This window comes from Flavobacterium sp. TN-1 (genome assembly GCF_052828645.1).
In genome coordinates this window covers 3,335,611-3,360,638 of record NZ_CM128253.1, presented here as the reverse complement: position 1 = coordinate 3,360,638, position 25,028 = coordinate 3,335,611, and the positions used below count along the sequence as shown (strand labels likewise).

General features: G+C 32.2%; 11 protein-coding genes. 6 read left to right on the top strand and 5 right to left on the bottom strand.

What is annotated here, in order from left to right:
* The 5 genes from ACUXZJ_RS15115 to ACUXZJ_RS15095 all read left to right on the top strand — a co-directional run bounded on the left by ACUXZJ_RS15115 (position 1) and on the right by ACUXZJ_RS15095 (position 8,595).
* The gene (locus tag ACUXZJ_RS15115; protein ID WP_089047602.1) at positions 1–456 is read left to right on the top strand and encodes an AAA family ATPase; all 456 of its coding nucleotides are present in this window, start codon (positions 1–3) and stop codon (positions 454–456) included.
* Positions 453–3,473: a type I restriction endonuclease subunit R gene (locus tag ACUXZJ_RS15110; protein WP_446195409.1), complete on the top strand. Its 3,021-nt coding sequence runs from the start codon at positions 453–455 to the stop codon at positions 3,471–3,473. The genes ACUXZJ_RS15115 and ACUXZJ_RS15110 overlap by 4 nt, the downstream gene beginning before the upstream one ends.
* Before the next feature lie 36 nt (positions 3,474–3,509).
* Positions 3,510–4,415 (top strand): DUF5655 domain-containing protein, encoded by a 906-nt coding sequence (locus tag ACUXZJ_RS15105; RefSeq protein WP_060382778.1) that lies wholly within the window; start codon positions 3,510–3,512, stop codon positions 4,413–4,415.
* A 1,090-nt stretch (positions 4,416–5,505) separates the two neighbouring features.
* Positions 5,506–6,426 carry an Rpn family recombination-promoting nuclease/putative transposase gene (locus ACUXZJ_RS15100; RefSeq protein ID WP_446195406.1) on the top strand — a complete coding sequence of 307 codons (921 nt, stop codon included), beginning with the start codon at positions 5,506–5,508 and terminating at the stop codon, positions 6,424–6,426.
* A gap of 1,296 nt (positions 6,427–7,722) precedes the next feature.
* A complete protein-coding gene (locus tag ACUXZJ_RS15095; RefSeq protein ID WP_060382777.1) occupies positions 7,723–8,595 on the top strand; it encodes an Rpn family recombination-promoting nuclease/putative transposase in 873 nt (290 codons plus the stop codon).
* Positions 8,596–9,754: 1,159 nt separating this feature from the next.
* On the opposite strand, the gene ACUXZJ_RS15090 is transcribed toward ACUXZJ_RS15095, so the two are convergent.
* From ACUXZJ_RS15090 to ACUXZJ_RS15080, 3 genes are all read right to left on the bottom strand, one after another.
* Positions 9,755–12,439, bottom strand: coding sequence for a polysaccharide lyase family 8 super-sandwich domain-containing protein (locus tag ACUXZJ_RS15090; protein ID WP_063743113.1), 2,685 nt, complete (start codon positions 12,437–12,439; stop codon positions 9,755–9,757).
* A gap of 798 nt (positions 12,440–13,237) precedes the next feature.
* On the bottom strand, positions 13,238–15,655 hold the full coding sequence (locus ACUXZJ_RS15085) for an outer membrane beta-barrel family protein (protein ID WP_063743112.1): 2,418 nt from the start codon (positions 15,653–15,655) through the stop codon (positions 13,238–13,240).
* 174 nt (positions 15,656–15,829) lie between these two features.
* Entirely contained in the window at positions 15,830–20,143 is a 4,314-nt protein-coding gene (locus tag ACUXZJ_RS15080; RefSeq protein WP_446195403.1) for a choice-of-anchor L domain-containing protein, read from the bottom strand.
* A gap of 202 nt (positions 20,144–20,345) precedes the next feature.
* Between ACUXZJ_RS15080 and argS the strand changes: the two genes are divergently transcribed.
* Positions 20,346–22,124 carry an arginine--tRNA ligase gene (gene argS / locus ACUXZJ_RS15075; RefSeq protein WP_060382773.1) on the top strand — a complete coding sequence of 593 codons (1,779 nt, stop codon included), beginning with the start codon at positions 20,346–20,348 and terminating at the stop codon, positions 22,122–22,124.
* Between the two features lie 140 nt (positions 22,125–22,264).
* On the opposite strand, the gene ACUXZJ_RS15070 is transcribed toward argS, so the two are convergent.
* Both ACUXZJ_RS15070 and uvrB read right to left on the bottom strand, forming a co-directional pair.
* On the bottom strand, positions 22,265–22,798 hold the full coding sequence (locus tag ACUXZJ_RS15070) for a hypothetical protein (RefSeq protein ID WP_060382772.1): 534 nt from the start codon (positions 22,796–22,798) through the stop codon (positions 22,265–22,267).
* Positions 22,799–22,977: 179 nt separating this feature from the next.
* Positions 22,978–24,969 carry an excinuclease ABC subunit UvrB gene (uvrB, locus tag ACUXZJ_RS15065; protein WP_060382771.1) on the bottom strand — a complete coding sequence of 664 codons (1,992 nt, stop codon included), beginning with the start codon at positions 24,967–24,969 and terminating at the stop codon, positions 22,978–22,980.
* Positions 24,970–25,028: the final 59 nt, after the last annotated feature.

The window sequence follows — 25,028 nt, the reverse complement described above, 5'->3', positions numbered from 1 at the left end:
ATGAAAATAAACACACTAGAATTAACTAACGTTCGTGGTTTTACCTATGCAAAACTAGATTTTCAACCTGGTTTTAATTTGATTGTGGGGATCAATGGAGTAGGTAAAACAACCGTATTAGAAAGTTTACGAATTGTGCTTTCTCATATCCTTTCAGAAATAAAAGCTCCTTTAATCTCGAAAGAGAGTTTTAAAAAATCGGATAATACTATTAATTCTTTATTAGCTCTTGATCATTCCACATTAATTGAAGAGCGAAAAAGCGCTATTGAGTCTTTTATAGGCAAAACAAATCCTATAAAAAAGGCAAAAACAATACAAGCGATAGCAGAAATTGATAAGCTATCAAATGGTAAGTATGTTGAATTTTGTATTCCTTTAAAACACGCTTTAAAAGAGCATTTAGTTTTTTTAGAAAAACTTGAACAAAAATTAAAGTACGCTAGAAAGAAATGAGAAATACCCAAACTAAAGAAATAGCCTTTGAAAAAAGTATAGAAACCGTATTGCTTGCTACAGGATACAAAACGATAGCTAGTAGCAGTTACGACAAAGACAAAGCTATTTTTCCTGAAACGACACTTGCTTTTATACAAGATACCCAGCCTAAAACGTGGGAAAAGTTGCAAACTATTTTAGGAGACAATACAGGGAATCAAATTTTATATGATTTGACCAAATGGATTGAGCTTCACGGTATTTTGTCCACTTTACGCCACGGTTTTAAATGTTATGGCAAACAATTGCACTTGGCATATTTTAAACCTTCGCATTCTATGAATGAAGAGGTTTTAGAACGGTATCATAAAAATATATTTGGGATTACGCGACAGCTCTATTATAGTAATCGCAATCAAAATTCAATCGATGTTGTTTTAAGTGTAAACGGTATTCCGTTGGTCACCTTAGAGCTTAAAAACCAACTATCCCATCAAAATATAACCCACGCTAAAAAACAGTATTGTCACGATCGTGATCCTCGTGAACTGCTCTTTGAGTTTAAAAAAAGAACACTCGTTCATTTTGCAGTAGATACTGATCAGGTCGAAATGACCACTCGTTTAGCTAAAGATGCCACTTATTTTCTTCCGTTTAACAAAGGCAACGAAGGCGGTGCGGGTAATCCTGTAGATCTAGAAGGCTTGAGTTATAAAACAGCCTATCTCTGGAAAGAAGTCTTGCAAAAAGATAGCCTAATGGATATTTTAGGAAAGTTCATTCATTTGCAAGTAGAAGAAAGAATCACGGATGAAGGCAGAAAATTAAAAAAAGAAACGATGATTTTCCCTCGTTATCATCAGTTACAAGCCGTTCGCAGTATGATTGCAACGGCATTAAATGATAATGTTGGGACAAATTATTTAATAGAGCATTCCGCAGGAAGTGGCAAAAGTAATACCATAGCCTGGGTAGCACATCGTTTATCCTCTTTACATAAAGCAGATAATACCCGTTTGTTTGATTCGGTAGTAGTCATTACAGATCGTGTGGTATTAGACAGACAATTACAAGATACTATTTACCAGTTTGAACATAAAAAAGGCGTTGTTTTAAAAATAGATAAAGACTCTAAACAATTAGCCGAGGCTCTAGAAAATGGTGTTCCTATTATTATTACCACCTTGCAAAAGTTTCCGTTTGTAACGGAGCAATTACGAAAACTAGCCGAAGAACGTGGAGAAGAAACAACAGGCTTATTAAAAACAAAAAATTATGCCATTTTAGTTGACGAAGCCCACAGCTCACAATCAGGAGAAACCGCCGCCGATTTAAAAGAGGTACTGGGTGGCGAAGCCTTAGCACAAGAAGCGCAAGAAAAAGCACAAGAAGAAGAAGCCCAAGGTTTAGAGGCTCTTTACCGTAATATGGCAAAACGCGGGCAACAAAAAAACATCAGCTTCTTTGCTTTTACCGCTACGCCCAAACATAAAACCATAAAATTGTTTGCTACTAATGGCGAACCGCTTCACAAATACACGATGCGTCAAGCTATTGAAGAAGGCTTTATCTTAGATGTTTTAGAAAATTATACTTCTTATGCTACTTTTTACAAATTGATTAAAGCTTCCGAAGATGATCCCAAAGTAGAACGCAAGAAGGCAGCTAGAGCCTTAGGTCGTTTTATGCGTTTGCATCCGCACAATATTGCACAAAAAACAGAGGTAATGGTGGAACACTTTTACCAATCGACTCGCCATAAAATAGGAGGCAAAGCAAAAGCAATGGTCGTAACAGGTTCTCGATTAGAAGCAGTTCGATACAAGCAAAGTTTTGACGAAGTAATTAAAGCGAAAGGGTATAATATAAAATCATTAGTAGCTTTTTCGGGAGAAGTCAAAGATGATAAATTGCCTGATACCCTTTATACAGAAGTGGAAATGAATAAGGGCATTAAAGAAAAAGAATTACCAGAACATTTTACCACTCCAGAATACAGTATCTTATTAGTAGCCGATAAATACCAAACAGGTTTTGACCAACCGCTTTTGCATACTATGTATGTAGATAAACGTTTGTCGGGAATTCAAGCAGTACAAACTTTATCGCGTTTAAATCGTACCCATCCGCTTAAAGAAGACACTTTCGTATTAGATTTTGTCAATGACCGCGAGGAAATTCAAGCCGCTTTTAAAACCTATTATGAAGGTGCTGTGCTAGGTCAGGAAGCAGACCCTAATAATTTATATCGTATTCAACAAGAATTATTATTAGAAGATATATTTACATATAATGATATAAACCATTTTACTGAAATCTATTTCAAACCTAAGGAAAAACAAAGCAATAAGGATCACGAGGATATGAATCATATCTTAGATATTCCTGTTGAAAATTTCAGACACTTTTTACAAGAGCAAGAAGAAGAAGCAGAATTATGGAGAGGTAAAATAACAGCCTATAAAAATTTGTATGCTTTTTTAAGTCAAATTATTCCTTATCAGGATTCTGATTTAGAGAAACTATTTATTTTCTTAAGGCATTTATCAAACAAATTACCCAAACGAAATACAGGAGCAGCCTATAATTTTGATGATACAGTTCGTTTAGAGTATTATCGATTACAAAAAATTAGCGAAGGCTCTATAAGTTTAAAAACTCCTAAACAATACCAACTTGATGGACCAACAGATGTTGCGACAGGAATGGTACGAGAAGAATATACCCCTATATCTAGAATTGTAGATGTAGTAAATGAACGTTACGGGACTGATTTTACGCAAGCCGATCAATATTTCTTCGATCAAATTGTAGAATCGGCTATTCAAAATGAAGATATTATCCAAGCAGCGCAATCCAATCCACAAGATAAATTTACCTTAATGTTTAAAAATGTTTTACAACAATTATTTGTAGAACGCATCGATCAAAATGAGGATATTTTTGCAAGGTATATGGAGGAAAAAGATTTTAATAAGACCTTAACTGAACTTTTAGCCAAAGAAGCTTTTAAGAAAATAAATAGTGAAAAATAAACTACTTACTAATAGCCTCTTTTTAAATTATTTTTAATGAACCTATATCAAATAAATAATACTCAATTAAAAGCCTTAAAAGAAAAACCCTTTAAGCTAGAACGCGAAATACAAAACCTCTTTGAGCAAAACCTGACCTTACTCACGGGTTTAGAGTTTGTTAAAAGCGAATTTAGTATAAAAGGCAAACGCATTGATACCCTTGCGTATGATATGCAATCAGAATCATTTATTATCATTGAATATAAGCGCGATAAAAATGCGAGTGTGGTTGACCAAGGCTTTACCTATTTGAGTTTGATGCTGGAGAACAAAGCGGATTTTGTGTTGACGTATAATGAAACACTACATAAAAACTTACATAGTAGTACCGTGGACTGGTCACAAACACGGGTGGTTTTTGTATCGCCTAGTTTTACAGAGAATCAACGTTTAGCTACCAATTTTAAAGATATTGCGATTGAGTTATGGGAAATCAAGCGTTTTGAGAATGATATTATCAGCATTAACCCTATCAAAAAGACGAATTCGGCGGAAAGTATTAAGCCTTTAGCGCAAAAGGATAGTAAAATTCAAACGGTTACTAATGAAATAAAGGTATATACCGAAGAGGAAAAATTTCAAGGAAAGAGTGATGATATAAAGGAGTTGTACGAGACCTATAGAGATGCTATTTTACAATTAAATAGTGACATAGAAATTAAACCACAAAAATGGTATATAGCTTTTAAATTAAAAAGCAATATTGCTGATATTGAAATTCAGAAACAAGGATTAAAAATATGGATTAATTTAAAAAAGGGAAGCTTGGATGATTCAAAAAAACTAGCTCGTGATGTTTCTAGCGTTGGTCATATAGGCAATGGTGATTATGAATTAATGGTTACTGATACTTCTAACTTAGAGTATATTATGAGTTTAATTAAACAAGCAATTATATAAAAATAATATACCACGAACTGTGTAATTTAAAAAGTTATTCTAAAAATTTGAACCAATTTAAAAAGCTCAAAAATTTTTAGAATAACTTTTTGAAGTTTTATATATTTAATACCATCTAAACTTTGAAATTTCCTTATAATACTATTTTTTTAACCTCGAGACTGCCCAAAAAATTCGAAATCTTGTCATTTCGACCAAAGGGAGAAATCACATACTATTGATTATAAGACTCCTCCTCACGCAGGATTACGCAGGAGTACAAACCGCATGTTGATTTACACCATCTAACTTTGAAATTTCCTCATCATATTATTTTTTTAACCCTGAGACTGCCCAAAAAGTTCACAATCTTGTCATTTCGACCAAAGGGAGAAATCACATAGTATTGATTATAAGACTCCTCCTTACTGAGTAACAAACCGCATGTTTATTTATATTATTTTAAACTTTGAAATTTCCTCATAATACTATTTTTAACCCTGAGACTGCCCAAAAAGCTCGCAATCTTGTCATTTCGACCAAAGGGAGAAATCACATACTATTGATTATGAGACTCCTCCTCACGCAGGATTACGCAGGAGAAACAAACCGCATGTTGATTTATACCATCTAACTTTGAAATTTCCTCATAATACTATTTTTTTAACCCTGAGACTGCCCAAAAAATTCACAATCTTGTCATTTCGACCAAAGGGAGAAATCACATAGTATTGATTATAAGACTCCTCCTCACGTCGGAGTGACAAACTGCATGTTGATTTATACCATCTAACTTTGAAATTTCCTCATCATACTATTTTTTTAACCTCGAGACTGCCCAAAAAACTCACAATCTTGTCATTTCGACCAAAGGGAGAAATCACATACTATTGATTATAAGACTCCTCCTCACGCAGGATTAAGCAGGAGAAACAAACCGCATGTTAATTTAGACACTATCCTACAAAAGCAATAAAAATTAGTCTTGATTCTCGATGCGCTTCACGCTCGAACTAACGATGATTTCAATTATATACTCAACCAGAATCCTCCGAAATTTAACATCAAAGATTATTTTTTGTAAATTTGACAAAGAAAACAAGTTGAGAACATGAAGGCAAAATACATCAATCCCTTTACAGATTTTGGGTTTAAGAAGATATTTGGAGAAGAAGCCAGTAAAAACCTACTTATCGACTTCCTCAATGCCTTGTTGCCAGAATATGACCAAATCAAAGAACTTTCTTTTAAAAACACCGAGCAACTCGGGCAGAGTGACCTCGACAGAAAAGCCATCTACGACATCTATTGCGAAAACGAAAAAGGCGAAAAATTCATCGTAGAACTCCAAAAAGCCAAGCAAAACTACTTCAAAGAAAGAACCATCTATTACTCCACATTTCCCATTAGAGAACAAGCCGAAAAAGGCGAATGGAACTATAATTTGAAAGCGGTTTATTGCGTAGGTGTTTTAGATTTCACCTTCGACGATTACGAAACAGAACCCGAAAGAAGCGAAGTAGTACATACCATCAAACTAAAAAACCAAAACGGAAAAGTATTTTACGATAAACTGACCTATATCTACTTAGAAATGCCCAATTTTGACAAACAGGAAAACCAATTAAATTCCCGTTTAGACAAATGGTTATATTTCATCAAAAACTTGGAAGATTTTCAAAATATTCCCACAATTTTCAAAGACGAAGTATTTACCCAAGCCTTTGAAAAAGCAGAATTGGCAAATTTCGGGCAATTAGATTTAGACAAATACGAGAGCAGCCTTAAAGTTTACCGAGATCTAAAAGGCGTTATCGACACTGCTTTCGACGAAGGAAAGATGGAAGGATTAATTGAAGGAAAGATGGAAGGATTAATTGAAGGAGAAATAAAAGGAAAGATGGAAGGAAAAATTGAAGGAAAAATTGAAGGAAAAATTGAAACGGCTAAATCCTTAAAAAGATTAGGTGTTTCAGTAGAAATCATTACGCGGGCAACAGGCTTAACCAAAGAAGAAATCAACAAATTATAATAAGGCACTACCGCCAACAGCTAAGGTTTCGTTGGGCTCGAAGAGCTAACAATCAAACCCATGTTGGACGGAACCGTTGAGATTCCATCCACTATGGGAATATCGAAGTAAAAATTTAAGAATATACAAGAGGCATAAACGCCTCTTTTTTTGAAGTTATTTTATTTTGGTTTTTATACCATCTAACTTTGAAATTTCCTCATAATACTATTTTTTTAACCCTGAGACTGCCCAAAAAGTTCGCAATCTTGTCATTTCGACCAAAGGGAGAAATCACATAATATTGATTATCAAACTCCTCCTTACGCAGGAGTACAAACCGCATGTTGATTTATACCATCTAACTTTGAAATTTCTTCATCATACTATTTTTTTAACCCTGAAACTGCCCAAAAAATTCACAATCTTGTCATTTCGACCAAAGGGAGAAATCACATAGTATTGATTATAAGACTCCTCCTCACGCAGGATTAAGCAGGAGAAACAAACCGCATGTTGATTTATACCATCTAACTTTGAAATTTCCTCATAATACTTTTTTACCCCTGAGACTGCCCAAAAAGTTCACAATCTTGTCATTTCGACCAAAGGGAGAAATCACATACTATTGATTATAAAACTCCTCCTTATGCAGGAGAAACAAACCGCATGTTGATTTATACCATCTAACTTTGAAATTTCCTCATAATACTTTTTTACCCCTGAGACTGCCCAAAAAGTTCACAATCTTGTCATTTCGACCAAAGGGAGAAATCACATACTATTGATTATAAAACTCCTCCTTACTGAGTAACAAACCGCATGTTGATTTATACCATCTAACTTTGAAATTTCCTCATCATACTATTTTTTTAACCCTGAAACTGCCCAAAAAGCTGACAATCTTGTCATTTCGACCAAAGGGAGAAATCACATACTATTGATTATAAAACTCCTCCTTGTGTAGGAGTGACAAACCGCATGTTGATTTATACTATTTAAACTTTGAAATTTCCTCATCATACTATTTTTTTAACCTTGAGACTGTCCAAAAAGTTCGCAATCTTGTCATTTCGACCAAAGGGAGAAATCACACAATGTTGATTATAAGACTCCTCCTCACGTCGGAGTAACAAACCGCATGTTAATTTAGACACTATCCTACAAAAGCAATAAAAATTAGTCTTGATTCTCGATGCGCTTCACGCTCGAACGAACGATGATTTTAATTATATACTCAACCAGAATCCTCCGAAATTTAAGATCAACATCAAAGATTATTTTTTGTAAATTTGACAAAGAAAACAAGTTGAGAACATGAAGGCAAAATACATCAATCCCTTTACGGATTTTGGGTTTAAGAAGATATTTGGAGAAGAAGCCAGTAAAAACCTACTTATCGACTTCCTCAATGCCTTGTTGCCAGAATATGACCAGATCAAAGAACTTTCTTTTAAAAACACCGAGCAACTCGGGCAGAGTGACCTCGACAGAAAAGCCATCTACGACATCTATTGCGAAAACGAAAAAGGCGAAAAATTCATCGTAGAACTCCAAAAAGCCAAGCAAAACTACTTCAAAGAAAGAACCATCTATTACTCCACATTTCCCATTAGAGAACAAGCCGAAAAAGGCGAATGGAACTATAATTTGAAAGCGGTTTATTGCGTAGGTGTTTTAGATTTCACCTTCGACGATTACGAAACAGAACCCGAAAGAAGCGAAGTAGTGCATACCATCAAACTAAAAAACCAAAACGGAAAAGTATTTTACGATAAACTGACCTATATCTACTTAGAAATGCCCAATTTTAACAAACAGGAAAACCAATTAAATTCCCGTTTAGACAAATGGTTATATTTCATCAAAAACTTGGAAGATTTTCAAAATATTCCTACAATTTTCAAAGACGAAGTATTTACCCAAGCCTTTGAAAAAGCAGAGTTGGCAAATTTCGGGCAATTAGATTTAGACAAATATGAGAGCAGTCTTAAAGTTTACCGAGATCTAAAAGGCGTTATTGACACTGCTTTCGACGAAGGAAAGATGGAAGGAAAGATGGAAGGATTAATTGAAGGAGAAATAAAAGGAAAAATTGAAACGGCTAAATCCTTAAAAAGATTAGGTGTTTCAGTAGAAATCATTACGCAGGCAACAGGCTTAACCAAAGAAGAAATCAACAAATTATAATAAGGCACTACCGCCAACAGCTAAGGTTTCGTTGGGCTCGAAGAGCTAACAATCAAACTCGTGTTGAAAGCAACTGCTTACACTTCCGCTCACTATGGGGATTTATAGGTAAAAATTTAAGAATATACAAGAGGCATAAACGCCTCTTTTTTTGAAGTTATTTTATTTTGTTTTTTTATACCATCTAACTTTGAAATTTCCTTATAATACTATTTTTTTACCCCTGAGACTGCCCAAAAAGTTCGCAATCTTGTCATTTCGACCAAAGGGAGAAATCACATACTATTGATTATAAAACTCCTCCTCACGCAGGATTACGCAGGAGAAACAAACCGCATGTTGATTTATACCATCTAACTTTGAAATTTCCTCATCATACTATTTTTTTAACCCTGAGACTGCCCAAAAAGTTCGCAATCTTGTCATTTCGACCAAAGGGAGAAATCACATACTATTGATTATAAAACTCCTCCTCACGCAGGATTACGCAGGAGAAACAAACCGCATGTTGATTTATACCATCTAACTTTGAAATTTCCCCATAATACTATTTTTTTAACCCTGAGACTGCCCAAAAAGTTCGCAATCTTGTCATTTCGACCAAAGGGAGAAATCACACAATGTTAATTATCAAACTCCTCCTTACGCAGGAGTGACAAACTGCATGTTGATTTATACTATTTAAACTTTGAAATTTCCTCATAATACTTTTTTTAAACCTCGAGACTGCCCAAAAAGTTCACAATCTTGTCATTTCGACCAAAGGGAGAAACCGCATAATATTGATTGTGAGACTCCTTCTTGTGTAGGAGAGACAAACTGCATGTCGCTTTAGAGACTTTTTTAATACAGTATCTAAAAATTAGTCTTGATTCTCGATGCGCTTCACGCTCAAACTAACGATGATTTTAATTATATACTCAACGGTCTGTTCGAGTTGTTTTAAAATGAAAAAAACATATCGAGAATTTTTCTTTTTAATCCAGTATATTTTAAGTTTAAATAAGATAACACATAATCTGGGTTTCTGGATAAAATCTTAAACCCTCATTTTGCAATTACTCAAAATGAGGGTTTTTAGGATGTTAACTAAAAATCATATTGTATAGAGAATTAACAAATACTTTTTTTAGTTTATTATGATTTAAAGTCTTTTTAATTATTTTTTATGGACTGTAATGCTCTGATTTCCTATTTTTAATAGATATGATCCACTGGATAATTTAGACATATCTACTGTGTTACTATTAATTATTACAAGATGGGTTATATCTTGTCCTTGTAAATTATACAACTTAGTATTTGTTATATTCATTTGAACATTATCAACTCGTATCATAGCATTTGTTGGATTAGGATAAGCCAAAAGGTTCTTTGATGGATTTATTATAGGAGAACTCGTAATTGGTCCTATTAAGGTAATATGTTTTTTAAAAGTTGTTTCAATAGGTAATCCTTGATAGGTTAAAAACCTGAATGTAGTACTCGTTGAATTTGAAGAAACTAATTGAATATCTTTATGAGATTGTGGTAATTCCCACTCTCCATCAAATGTAATTTCTATGGGCTGAATTTTAAATGAGTCAAAACTTCTTTTGTCTGGAAGACCTAGATCAGGATTAGACAAGCTCAATGTCATTTCTGAATTAGAGTTTAACGGTCCATACATTATTAAACAAGGTTTATCATTTGAAATTAGGTTGGTATTTCCAGGAAGTACTGTATTTGCTTCAAAAAGTGCAAAAGCATGTATTCCTGATGCTGTATGTTTGATAATATGTGATTTACTATCTTTATTTAGTACAGTATACGGTCGTGTGCTGGTACTTTGGAATGAATTGGCTAAATTTTGCATATCTGAAGCATTCGTATTAGGAAGTACTACGTATTCGTATTGAGCATTATTAGGGGCTTTACCATGATCTATAAATCCTATAGCTGCTTCTGTATTGGGATTTAGAATTGCTGGATTGTTTTGATTATGTGATGGTGTTTGTTGATTCTTACGCTGAATCTTTACATCATTATTTCCAGTAACTAAGTAAAAGCCTGTATTAAAGTTATCTAAAATCCAGTTTGGATTTGTTCCTAAATAAGTAGATGTTATACCTGTTGAGGTATATGTATTGTTATTTATTATCACATTGTTAGGAGTTGTTGCATTTTGATATAAAGTGGTAACTGTTACAGTATTAACATCGCTATTGCTTATATCAGAACCTAAACAAATGATCATATCATTAAAGAAAAACGAAGATTTCTTAAAGGTAAAAGAGGTATCATGTGTATTTGATCCTGTTGGTGTTCCTCCCCATCCTATATTTTCTGCTTCTTGAAAATCCATAGCAAACATACCTAGTGTTCCAAAAACATCTTTTAAATATTCGCCTTTTTTAAGATTATGTTGCAAAGAACCTGCTAATTTTTTACTTGAATATTCATCTACTCTTTGCCAAGGTACAATTAAATCTTGCCATGATAAAACTTTAGTAGTAGCACCTGGATTATAATTCCAATCCCACTTTGTATTATCAAAACCGTTGGCAGCAGCAGTTCCTGGATATAGGATATTCATAGCTCCATAACTTTGGTATCTACCATATCTATTACTATTACTAAAGGTTTCTGCTCCCCAAAGTTGATTGCTAAATCCTTTATTTAGTATCACTGTATTCTTGGTTCTAAATATACCTGCGCTTGCGTGATTGTTTTGATAAAAGCCATCGTGAAAAGGAGCAATTGTACTATGATTAAAAGAGGGTTCTACGCCATATCTTTTGTTATAGATGCTTGCTAAAAGAGGGTCTGCTGTCTGTAAACCTAAAATGTGTCCTCCTACAAGAGCTAAATTTTTTATAGAATTTTGATCTACAGATATTGTTTCCCAGTTACCACTTCTACCTGTCATAGATAAGGGGATCCATCCAGCATCATTAGAAATTAATATTTTGTGCATAACAGCATCTCTAAAAACTTTATATGCTGGGGCTTTTATTTGAAAACGGGTGGTCCCAAATACATCTAGGCAATAAATAAGGGTATTATAAGCGTACATGTACGTTTCGTAATTGTTCCAATGATGATATCCACTGCCATCTGGTTTTATTCCATCTCGGGTACCATCTGTGTATACAGAGGCAAATCGGGTAACAAATCGGCTTAAGGTTAACATATAACGATACTGTTCATCATCTGTTGAGAAACATTTTACTAAAGGCACAAGTGCATCTAATTTATTATAAACATCATCTGTATTAATAACTCCTTCTGTGGCTTGGGAATTATAATCATAGGTTGGCTTCCAAAAAACATTCCAATTGGCAAATTCTTTTTCTATAATATACAAAATTCTTTGCTTGTTTTGAGGAGTTAAATACTCTGCACAGAAAAAGCCTTTTCTTGAAAAGTTTTTAAATACATAACCGTGTGTATCAACTGATAGGGTATTATTGCAAAGGTTTTCTGAAACCCACCAGATTAAATCATTTACTCTTTGAATTACGGCAGTATCATTAGGATTGAATTTTAGGTGATCAACAAACGTATTTAAAAAAGTAAGTTTATTGTAATCTGTTATAGGATTACCAGTAATGGTATTGCCGTTTACCACTATATTTAAATTGTTATAAAACCCAATAGCTGTATTTAAACTTGAGGTAGATGGTTGGGTGGTAGCTAATCTTGTGTTTTTAGCTTTATCATAAATATTTTGAATTTCCGATTTAATAGCCGGATCACTGGATTGTAATGCTAAATCAGGAACAAAAGTAGGTGTACACTGAGCGTCTATTCCTAAGACACTCGTCAAGAATAGTGCTGTAATTAAAAAAAAACTTTGTTTCATTTGTTTTCTTATTTTTATTAATACTATGGCATTGCTTGGCTGTATTTTTATAAGCAATTGCCGTGACGAAGGTTGCTTTTATCTAATTTTTATATTTTTTATAGTTTGACTTAATAGCAATTCAGGCAACTAGTATACTTGTTGCAAAAAGGGAAACAATACTAAAAATTAGATTAATTAGAAAAAATTAATATAATTATAACCTATCTTGAAAAGCTAAAATTGTAGAATAATGATGATTTCTAATCATCCGGCTCATTAGATTATCATCTTTGATAAATTACTACTGAAGCGATAGGTATAAAGTCTGACAGGTTTACATTTTTTTATCTGTCTTATAACAAATTTAATAATTTATTTCAAAACAGAGTTTAATTCATTGAAAAAGTTTATTTTAGGATTTCTTATTTTATAGAAATTTTCTTTCTAAAAAATGCTTTGAGGCGAAACATTTTTTAAAATAAATAAAGTTTTTTCGTTCTTAAATTAGTTTTCTAAAATATATAATATATGCTTTGCTAAAGCAAAAACGTTATGTTACACTCTTTATGTGATCCCAAAAAGAACTGTCCAAGTTCAAAAGCAGAGAGAGAAAGGAACTAGCATTGCCTACAGTCTTTTTACCAATGACAAAATTTAGCTTTTATCTTTCTCTTTCTTCTGTTGAAATAAATTTATAAAATATTCAAAGAATTTTCCTATGCAAACATAGGATGACAAGATTGTGAACTTTTTGGACAGTCTCAGGGTTAAAAAAATAGTATTATGAGGAAATTTCAAAGTTTAAATGGTATAATTTTAAAATAATCCTCCTCCTTGTGATTCATCTTGATTTCTTTGTTTTCTATCTAGGGTTTTATTTTTGCCACTGCCAAAACGATAATTGAAATTAATATTTATAGTTTGGCTTTCCCACCTAAAGTTTCCGTTAATTTGAGCAGGTTCGTTACTATAAAAACGCGCTCTCATTGTATTAAAAATATCATTGTATCGAATGCTTAAAGATCCTTTTCCATTTAATAAATTCAATCGAGTGGCTAAGTCTGTTTTCCACATATCTTTATTAGAAAATTGTAAACCGTTTTGACCTGCTCTGTACATGGTAAACCAAATTAAGCGAAAGTCTTTAGTAAGTTTAAAAGTGTGATTTATTCTACTATTAAATAGAATTGCATTGATGCTTTGTGTATATAAGTTGCCATCTCTCTTTTCTATAATACCTGTTGAATGAGTAAAATAACTATCAGAACCAAAGTTTACACTCCACCATTTTTTTAAATCTAGGTTACCAGATAATTCAATTCCATATTCTGTATTGCGGTCAAAATTAGTAAAGGTTAATTGTTGTTTTGTTGGTTCATCAGGGTTTGTAGTAATAATTTGACTAATTTGGTTCTGAATAAAGCGTACAAAGGAACCTGATGTAAAAGATCCTGTTTTTAATTTTCGAGTGTAATTCAATTCAATAGAATTGGTAAATTGAGGTCTTAATTTAGAGTTTCCTACCTGCTGCATAGTAATTCCGTTCCATTGTCTAATTTCATTAACCTGATCCATATTAGGTCTGTCAACTCTTCTAGAATAGTTAAGGTTAAATGAATTATTTTCGGATGAATTATATGTTAAAAAAGTAGAGGGATATAGGGTAAAAATGTAATCTGAAAAAAATTTGTCTGTATTTCCTATTTTTTGAAAACTGCCTTTTGCATCATAACTTTCTAATCTAAGACCTATTTGATAATTCCATTTACCTAATTCTTTGCTGTAATTTCCATAAGCAGAATAAATATTTCTTTTGAAATTAAAATGAGCATCGAAAACAGAATTAACCTGAATTTTATTATTAGTATCATCTAATCGGCTTTCTACCCCGAGTTCTATTTTAGAAGTTTCGTTTATAGGATTTACAAAATCAATATTGGCTATAAAGTTTGTACCGTTTTTTTGAACATTGTTTGTAAATTTGATATTGTTATTGAGGTCTTTAAAAAGACTATTTTCGGGATCATCATTTGTATTGTAATTTAACTCAATATCCAGTGTTTTATTTTCCTTATCAAATTTGCGTTTGTAAGCAAGATTATAGGTCTGATTTCTTTCTAAACCATTAGCTTCTTGTGTTTGTAAATCTTTAAGATTACTATCTAAATAATGGATACCGTTTTTAAATTCAACGGCTGGGTTGTCAAAATTTTGAATAGAATAAAATGAAAGTGTATTTTTATCATTGATGTAAAAATCAGTTCCTATTTTAGCAAAATTATTTTTTCGGAAATGAACCACATCAATAGCAAGATCATAATCTTTTGTACTATTGTATTTGTTCCAATTTATAAGACCGTAATTTGTATTTTTTCCATGATTTAAGGAGTAAGTAGTATAGAAATTAAATTTATTAACTCGGTAGTTTAGGTCTATAGAACCATTAAATTTAGGTTTAATAGCAAAGTTAAGAGCTGTAGTTATAGTTCCGTTAAAACCTAAATTTGAATTTTTGTTGAGTATAATATTTATAATACCACTCATTCCCTCAGGATTATATTTTGCAGATGGATTGGTAATCAGTTCAATTTGTTTTATAGCAGTAGAGGGTATTTGTTGTAAAGCTTGAGCAGCAGAAAGGTTAGAGGGTTTACCATCAATGAAAATTTTAACATTTTCATTTCCCCTTAAACTCACGGTATTATTTTGTACATCAACACTTACAGTAGGAATGTTATTCATTAATTCAGCAGCGGTGGCACCTGCTGTTTGTAAATCTTTGCCAATTGTAATTACTTTTCTATCAATTTTTTGTTCAATTGATGATTTTTCTTTTGTAATGCTTATTTCATTTAATTGTTTAGATTCTTCTTCTAATACAATGTTTTTTAGATTGATGTTTTTATTCTCTGGGGTTAGTATTATAGTATTAATGTATTTTTTATAGCCCATATAAACAATTTCTAAGACTAGATTTTTAAGAGGGAGATTGGTAATAGTAAATAATCCATTGTCCTTTGTAATAGCTCCAGCTATTGTTTTTCCTTCGCTTTTTATTGTTACAGAAACATAAGGGAGAGGAGAATTGTTTTTTTTGTCGATTATTTTACCCGATAAAGATCCCGTAGTATTAGCATTAATCGTGTTATTACTATTAGTAGAAATTACTGGAGTTTGTGCTTGCATACAAGCCATAGCAGCTAGTAAGCAAACTAAAATTGCTTTTCTTTTCATTTTGATTGATAATTTTGATTGATGATGATTGAAACAATTTAAATTAAAAGCGATATTGTGTAATACAAGGTACTTTTAGAATTAAATTTGATTCTGTAGAGTAAGACGTAATATGATTTTTTTTGTTACAGTTTAGATAAAAAAAAATCCCGAAATTTTTTCGGGATTAAAATATTATCTTTTTAAACTAAAATGGGATTTGAAAATTTTTGTACTATTTTTTTCATTGTATTCTACTGTAAACCAATAGTCATCGGCTGGTAAGGGAATGCCTTTATAGGTTCCATCCCAACCTTTTGAATTAGGAGAAAAGCGTTGAATTAGTTTTTCATAACGATCAAAAATTTGAATAGAGGCTGTTGGATTAGACTGGATTAAATCAGGAATATTCCAATAATCATTATAACCATCATTATTAGGGGTAAAATATTTTGGATGGTTAATAATTGATATTGTAATAGGAGCAGGGCTACAATGTCCTGAATTATCTTTTGATGCAATGGTATGTTCTCCTGAGCTTACATTATAGAATAGATTGCTCTCTTGATAGTTACCATTATCTAGTTGATAGCTATAATTGCCTGAACCATTCCCCATAACATTAATCTTAATATAAGATGGTATTTCAAAAGCATCATTATATTCTAAGAGAATGTAAGGTTTGTATTTAGTTACCTTTGTGGTGTAATTTTTTGTACAATTAGTGATAGTGTTGGTTATCATTACAGAATAATTACCATCTTGTGAAACCGTGATTGAAGGGGTTTTTTCTGCCAAAGGGGTATGGTTATAAAACCATTGAAATTGATAATTTTGTAAGGATAAACCTGTATCTAAAATTGCTTGATTGTATAAAGTACCTGTTGCATAATCTTCACAAATAATATATTCTGGTTGTAAATTAGATTTTGGCAATGGCTCAATGATTAATTTTATTTCATTGCTTACATCAAAACAAGAATTGAGCTTACGGCTTGATAATCTGGCCCAAATAGATTGGTTGAAAGGGATATTATTAATGTATTTTATAGTTAGAGGGGTTGCATTTAAATCATTTGCTTCATTAAAACTTCTGAAATAGTCTACTTTTAAATCATTAGTTGAAGTTGTATTTCCTAAAACAAGAGTATTAATTGTGCTTAAATCAAATTGAAAGATACCATCAAAAGGATCTTGAAACTCATCACATATAGGAAGAGTGCTTATATTTTTAGGAGCAACAGGTTGGGATATAATTGTTAGTTTAAAACTTTTTTCATCTATACACTTAAGTTTATTATTAGTACTCGTATATACATAAATAGGACTTATGACATTGGAAGTATTATAGGTAGTTCCTGCTGGAATAATTTTACCAGGATGAGGTAATTCAGGATGGGCAGGATCCAAAGGACTATCATAATATAGCATATTGACAGGTAGAGTAGGAAGTGTGTAAGAATTACAAACTACTAGATCTGTTTGTGGAGGAACCTCTAAACTATCAAATGTTATGGTAAAAGAACTTTGGCTGTAACAGTTAGATACCACAGGGTTTTGTGCATATATATAAATAGTTTTTACTCTAGTTGATTGTTCTATTCCAGGTCTTAGATCACTACTGTCTATGCTTAAATTAGTTATAAGGTTTTTACCATTAGGGTCTTGGTAATAATTTCCATTAGCTAAAGGAGTAAGATCGTATTTAAAGCAGGTAATTTGGTCCCCTCGGACATCAATAATAGGTTTGTTAAAGATAGTTATTTTCCAAGGGACTTCGTTAAAACATTTAGGGGTTAGGTTTCCTGGGGCTGTACTAGACTCTTTATAAATCCAGAGAGTTGTAGAGGTTTTTATTTCATTATTAGGGAATAGTTCAGTATTGCCAGGTGTATTAGGACCTCCTTGTAATGTGAAATACCTTCCTCCTTGGCTTTCTATTGGTAAAATATAATTTATACAAGATTTAGCCTCTTCAGGACTTACTAAAGAAGGTTGGTGAAAATTTATACTAAAAGAACTATTGTAAGTACAACTAGCATTTTCAATATAATGATAAATGGTTGTGTTTTGGGTAATCGTTTTAGGTGTTTTTATCAGGTTTCCACCCCCATTAGGAGCATCTCTAAATTCACCTATAACAGGTTGGGGTAAAACATAAAAATTACTACAAGAATCAATATTTTTTAATCCAATATCTCCTATATAAACCCAAAAATCATAAATATTTGAACGACAATTATTATTTATAGCATAAGCATATACATGAGTTGTTTTACTAATAGGAAAACTTAATACACTATACATACCAGTAGTATTATCATAGGTGTAGTAATCTACGGTTCCAAGATCTGTAATCAAGATTGGTAAATTGTTTATAGGAATACAACTAAATAAATTAGTAAAAGTGTTTTTTATAGTGGGGCTTTTTGAGATATTTATTTTAAAAGAGGTCGTAATAGGAGGGCAATTAGGATCAGAAAAGACATAACTTACATATAAAGTTGTTTCTCCAATAGTACTGATGCTAGTACCAGGAAGTATTTGTTGAGTTAATGCACTATCTAAAAAAAACTTTGATCCAGGAATACGAGGGCCAGGAATAATATAACTGTCACAACTTGTTAAGGTAGTAGGAATTAATTGGGTTGATTTTACAACATGTACGGTAAAAGCATTCTCTATATAACAATCACTAAGATTTCCACTACTTATATATTGGTATACTAATGTTCCATCTATTGTTATGTTAGTTCCTGCAGGCCAATTAATGCCTGTTTGATTAGGACCAGACCAATATTGAGCTCCATTAGGTTGCTCTGGTAGGATATATTGAACACAAACATATTGATCTTTTATCACTTCTAGTGTAGGTCGTGAAATTACGATAACGTTAAAAGATTCCGTAACAAAACAATTGGTTTCCGTTTTTACAAATAATTTAATATAAATAGTCCTATTACCTGTTAAAAAAGGTTTATTTATATCTATAGGAGAATCACTAAAATCAGGTTGTAAGTGATAATTTATTTGATAAATAGAACTCGATAATCCGTTCAATAACTTATTCGTTAGAATTGAAAATTCTTGTGTAGAAATAAAGGTTTGCCCACTTCCAAAAGTATTTTCACATTTTGTAATGTCTGTGGGTTTAATTAATGAAGGAGAAGGGGTTAGTTGTAAATCAAAAGATTTTGTATTATAACAACCATTTGCATTTTGAATTCTGGTCCAAATAGTTTTAGGAAGCGTACTCGCTACAACGTTATAATTATTGCCTATAGAATTAATATTTTGTTGAGCATCTAACAATGTGTCATGAAAACTAATTGTTAGAGCACCTGTTGGATTTAATAAAGATTGATTCGAGCTGAAATCAAAATCATAACTAGTTGAATTCGTATTGCATTTATATAAAACTTTAGGATTTACGCTAGATGGAGCACTCTGGTAACCAATCTTAATTTCATCCTGTCCAGCAATACAAGGAGTTGACTTTATATAATAAATCAGACGATAACTTCCCGCTTGATTTAGAACTAAATTAGGAGCATTTGTACCAATAGGATTGTTGTTTTGATTTCTCCATTCAAAATCATATAAGGAGCTATCTAGTCCTGATTGTAATGTATATGTTTCGTTTATACCCTCGTTATTACATAGGGTTAGATCAGGTCCCAAAGGAGAGGTGTCTAAAGAAAAGTTGGCTCTACCTAAAAAAATAGCAGAATCATCACTAGTTACATTTCTATCTCCAATAACAATTTTAAGATGATAAGTAGCCCCTTTTATTAAATTATCTTTGATAGCAGATAATAAAACCGTTTGCCCATTATAGTTAGTAGGAGAAGTACTAGTGCTAATTCCTCCATTAAAACTACCAAAAAAGGTTGAATTAGCTGAATTACAACTAGAGTTGTATAAATTATTACGGATTGTTTCCACAGAAATAGGAAGATTTGTATTAGGTACTAAAGCAAGATTTTCCACCTTTCCATCAGGATGCGTTAGTAAAATAGCAATTCCATCATAGGTATTGCATTGATAAGTGCCATATTCTTCAGAAGTAAAAATAAAAGGAAGCTGAATATGAGAACTCAAAGAGGTAAAGTCAAATTCTAATTTCGTTGCATTTAAAAAAATTGGCGGAAAAGCAGGATCAGTTGTAAATACAGAAGTCAAATCACTATCACCAGGCCATGTGTCGGTTCCGTCCTGTAATCTTGATGTATTGGGACCCGTAGATTTTAGGGCATTCCCTGTACTCAAAATGATTCCTTCACTAATAGGAAAAGCAGGATTTGTATTTTTAAAAGAACCAATGCCATTTGTAGATCCAAAGTTCGTTCCTGTAGAACTCTTGACATTAGAGACGTTTATGCAGACAGATTGTGTTAATACATTGCGTACTAAATCATCAGGAGTTCGATTTGTTTCAACAGAAATAAATTGCGCATTAGAATAAAAGTCTATAAAAAAGACCAATAAGAGTAGATATCTTTTGAGCATGGTACAATTCTTTAAAAATGAGACGGCAAACTTATATTAAATATAGGAAAAAACTGATAAAAATATAAATATGTTTATTTTAGATCCTTCAATTTGTTTTTGGGAGGTTTTTTTTAAAAACCTCGGAATTCTACTTGCTATATAAATTTAGTGAATTTCTATTTAAATAGTATCTTTGTATACTTAAAAAAATAATTAAATTATGACATTACAACAAATTCTTACGGAAAAGATTAAGATTGCAGTAGAGCAATTGTTTGAGGTTTCACTTGATAAAGTAGAATTTCAGGCTACCCGTAGGGAATTTGAAGGAGATATCACCATGGTTGTTTTTCCTTTATTAAAACTAATAAAAGGGAATCCTGTGGAAATAGGAAGTAAGATAGGTGATTATTTAGTTCAAAACGTAGCCGAAATTGAAAAGTTTAATGTGGTACAAGGGTTCTTAAATTTAGTAGTTGCCGACCGTTATTATGTAGATTTTTTTAATATAGCTAGAACAATTGAACAATTTGGTTTTAAAACACCTATAGAAGGAGATAAAGCTATAATGGTAGAATATTCTTCGCCTAATACGAATAAACCTTTACATTTAGGGCATATTCGTAATAATTTATTAGGTTATGCCGTGGCCGAAATAGTAAAAGCATCAGGAAAAAAAGTTTATAAAACACAAATTATAAACGATCGCGGTATTCATATTTGCAAATCTATGTTAGCGTGGCAAAAGGAAGGAAAGAATCAAACACCAGAATCAACAGGCTTAAAAGGCGATAAATTAGTGGGACATTTTTATGTTGAATTTGATAAACAATATAAAAATGAAATAAAAGATCTAATAGAAGCTGGACACACTGAAGAAGAAGCAAAAAAAATAGCACCATCTATTTTACAGGCACAGGAAATGCTCCGCAAATGGGAAGCCGGTGATGCTGAGGTAGTTGCTCTTTGGAAAAAAATGAATCAATGGGTATACGATGGGTTTAGTGTTACCTATAAAAATTTAGGAGTTGATTTTGATTCGTATTATTATGAAAGTAATACCTACTTGTTAGGAAAAGATGTTATAGAAGAAGGATTACAAAAAGAAGTTTTTTATAAAAAAGAAGACGGATCCGTTTGGATCAATCTAACGTCTGAAGGATTAGATGAAAAATTGGTTTTACGTGCAGACGGAACATCTGTATATATAACACAAGATATAGGAACAGCTATTCAACGTGTAAAAGATACTCCAGATGTAGGAGGAATGGTGTATACAGTAGGAAATGAACAAGATTATCATTTTAAAGTATTGTTCCTAATTCTAAAAAAATTAGGATTTGATTGGGCTGAGCAATTGTATCATCTTTCTTATGGTATGGTTGAATTACCTTCAGGTAAAATGAAATCACGTGAAGGAACTGTAGTAGATGCAGATGATTTAATGGCAGAAATGACATCTACAGCACAATCTATTTCAGAAGAATTAGGAAAATTAGATGGGTATACAGATCAGGAAAAAGCAGATTTATATAAAATAATAGGTCTAGGAGCTCTTAAATACTATATGCTAAAAGTAGATCCTAAAAAAACAATGATGTTTAATCCTGAAGAATCCGTTGATTTTAATGGAAATACAGGACCATTTATTCAGTACACTTATGCGCGTATTCAGTCTATCTTAAGAAAAGCAGATTTTGATTATTCAGGTAATATTCTTTTAGAAAATTTACACGAAAAAGAAAAAGAACTGATTAAACAAATTGCTTTGTTCCCCGAAGCTATTCAAAATGCAGCGGTTAACCATAGTCCTGCGTTAGTAGCTAATTATACGTATGACTTAGTCAAAGAATTTAATTCGTTTTACCAAAATGTATCTATTTTAGGTGAAGAAAATGTAGATAAAAAGATTTTTAGAGTTCAATTGGCTAAATTAGTGGGAGAAACAATCCAACGAGCATTTAGTTTATTAGGAATTCAAGTTCCTGAAAGAATGTAATAAGATAAGGCTGTCCAAAAAGTAATAAATCAACATGTAGTTTGTTACTCCGACGAAGGAGGAGTCTCATAATCAATAGTATGTGATTTCTCCCTTTGATCGATGACAAGATTGCAAACTTTTAGGACAGCCTCCTTTTTTTAAAAGCAATAACGAGCACTTACCCCTACGTTCGGACCAAATCCTCTATCGGTTATGTCTTTGTATTCAGAACTGATATAAAGTTCAGGTCTTAGATCTACTGCTAATCTTAACGGGAAATCAAAATTATATTCAATTCCTCCATTCCCAGCAAGAATTAAGTAAATTCCCGTTTTGTCCTCATATCTACCATTATTTGAATTATAATAGGAAGACGCCGTCCAAGAACCTATTCCCGCACCAGGTCCAACAAACCATTTAAAACCGTCTTTTATATCAAAAACCCAGTGGTATAGAGCGGTAAGTTTTATCTCACGTTGATCATACTTATAGTTGCCATATCTTGTATATCCTTGATTTTTGAAGCCAAGATTAGCTTCTATTCTATTATCATCAGAGAGATCTCTTTGAAAAGTGATTTCAGCACCAAAACCGTTGTTTTCGTTAAGACGTATCCCTATAGCATTATCTTGAGCTATGCCCGTAGCTGTAATGCCCAATAAGGTAATGAATGTTAAAAAAGTTTTTTTCATTTTGTAATTTTTAGTTAGTTAACGGTATTAAATTAATAAATATTGTTTTAAAAAGCAGATAATACACAAAAAAGAAGCATAATACAACCGTTAAATTGTAAATAAATAAAAAAGAAAGATAGTTCACACTTCTTTTTTTCAAAAAAAGAATCTTAAATTTTATTGAAAAAAATAAAAAACTAATTTAACTTTTCTTGTAAAGCTTTTATTTCGTCACGTAATTTTGCTGCTTGCATAAAATCTAAATCTTTAGCGGCTTTTTCCATTGCTTTTCGTTTTTCACGAATACGTTTTTCTATTTCAGGTCTAGTTAGATATTCCGTTTCAGGTTCTGCAGCTTTAGAAATAAAATGTTCATGATGAGAACTATTTGTTGAACTTTTAGATAAATGATTTTCAATAGATTTATTCAAAGCTCTTGGAACCAAATTATGTGCTGTATTAAAATTAATTTGTTTTTCACGACGATAATTCGTTTCATCAATCGTACGTTGCATAGAATCCGTTATTTTATCAGCATACATAATAGCTTTACCATTAATATTACGAGCAGCACGTCCTACAGTTTGTGTTAAAGAACGATGACTGCGTAAAAAACCTTCTTTATCAGCATCTAGAATAGCTACTAAAGAAACTTCTGGTAAATCCAATCCTTCACGAAGTAAGTTAACACCAATTAACACATCAAATAAACCCTTACGTAAATCCTGCATGATCTGTACTCTTTCTAGTGTATCTACATCAGAATGTATATAACGACAGCGAATGGAAACTTTGGTTAAATATTTAGTCAATTCTTCCGCCATACGTTTTGTTAAAGTAGTTACTAAAACACGTTCATCTGCTTCACAGCGTTGTTGGATTTCTTCTATTAAATCGTCTATTTGATTGGCACTTGGACGTACTTCAATAATAGGATCTAATAATCCTGTTGGACGAATAATTTGTTCTACGTAAATGCCCTCAGATTTTTGTAATTCATAATCGGCTGGTGTTGCAGATACATAAATAACTTGATTTTGTAGTGCTTCAAATTCTTCAAACTTAAGAGGACGGTTATCTAAAGCAGCAGGCAATCTAAAACCATATTCAACCAAGTTTTCCTTTCTACTTCTATCTCCACCATACATTGCATGTACTTGAGAAATAGTTACATGACTTTCATCTACAACCATTAAAAAATCATCTGGAAAATAATCTAATAAACAGAAAGGGCGAGTACCTGCTTCTCGACCATCTAAATAGCGAGAATAATTTTCAATTCCTGAGCAATATCCTAACTCGCGGATCATTTCGAGGTCAAAATTCGTTCGCTCTTCTAGCCGTTTTGCTTCTAAATGTTTACCTGTTTCTTTAAAATAATCTACTTGTTTTACCAAGTCTTGTTGAATATTCCAAATAGCATTTTGTAAAACATCAGGAGAGGTAACAAACATATTAGCAGGGTAAATGTTTAGTTTCTCATAACGCTCTATTACTCTAGACGTTTTTACATCAAAAGCCTCAATTTCCTCTATTTCATCACCAAAAAAATGAATTCTAAAAGGATCATCTGCATAACCAGGAAAGACTTCAACAGTATCTCCTTTTATTCTAAAGTTACCAGGATTAAAATCTGCTTCAGTACGAGCATATAAACTTTGAACCAAACGATGTAAAAACTTTGTTCTTGAAATTTCTTGATTTCTCTCAATAGAAATAACATTTTTTTGAAACTCAACAGGATTTCCAATACCATATAAACATGAAACAGAAGCTACCACTAATACATCTCTTCTACCTGAAAGTAGGGCAGAGGTAGTACTTAAACGAAGTTTTTCTAATTCGTCATTAATTGATAAATCTTTTTCTATATAAGTCCCCGTTACGGGTATATATGCTTCTGGTTGGTAATAATCATAATAAGATACAAAGTATTGTACTGAATTATTAGGAAAAAATTGTTTGAACTCTGAATATAATTGAGCAGCTAATGTTTTGTTATGCGCTAGGACTAAAGTAGGGCGTTGTACTTCTTGTACTACATTGGCTACTGTAAAAGTCTTACCTGATCCTGTTACACCTAATAAAGTTTGATACTTTTCGTCATTTTGGATTCCTTCGGCTAATTTTTTAATAGCCTGAGGTTGATCTCCCATGGGAGAAAAATTAGATACAACTTGAAATTTCATTTAATACTAAAAATTAGAAATGTAAAGTTAAAGTTTTATTGATTATATAAAGCACGTGA